Raw genomic sequence first — 581 nt, 5'->3', positions numbered from 1 at the left:
ACGCCGTAAGTGTTATGGTCAGAGTAAGCCAGTGAAACATAAAAATGCGGCTCTACTTCCTAGCGCTTCAATCTTTGCTGTATCACAAACAAGAGCTACTAAATTAAGAATTGCATAACGATTTGATAGTGTTTACAACGATCTTACCTACACTTAATTCCATAAGTTGTAGATAATAGCTTTCCCTCCCGATGGGCTGGGAAGGTAAAATCTCCCAATTTCAGGGAGGCCAAGTTGTTAAAGAGCGGTGATTGTTTAAAACAATCTATTAATAAAATTAAATCGAATTATTTTTTAGCGTTCTTATTGTTTTATTTTGATAAAGGTTAACATCAAGCATTAGCTTCTTTTGGGTCAACTTTTCAATTAGAAGCGCATATTTCCAAGGGATAACCTCTTCCCAAAGGCTAACTGTAGATTTAGAAACATTAAGAACTTTTGCGGTAGCAACTGTACCGCCAAAATAATTAATTACCGTTTTCTTAAGCATGAACTTATTTCCATCCATCATAGGATATTTAGCTATGAATAATATTTTATATAACAAAACAAAACTGATCAACATACAAAACCAAAAATGT

General features: G+C 33.6%; 1 protein-coding gene. It reads right to left on the bottom strand.

Annotated elements, in window-relative coordinates:
- Nucleotides 1–277: 277 nt before the first annotated feature.
- Nucleotides 278–581, bottom strand: a 304-nt coding sequence (locus CBG25_RS14690) for a Cro/CI family transcriptional regulator (RefSeq protein WP_290607552.1), incomplete at its 5' end; no start/stop codon positions are given.

The sequence above is a fragment of the Arsenophonus sp. ENCA genome, from assembly GCF_002287155.1.
GTDB classification, from domain to species: domain Bacteria; phylum Pseudomonadota; class Gammaproteobacteria; order Enterobacterales; family Enterobacteriaceae; genus Arsenophonus; species Arsenophonus nilaparvatae.
The sequence above is the reverse complement of the archived record's forward strand: the minus strand, read 5'-3'. Positions and strand labels throughout refer to the sequence as shown.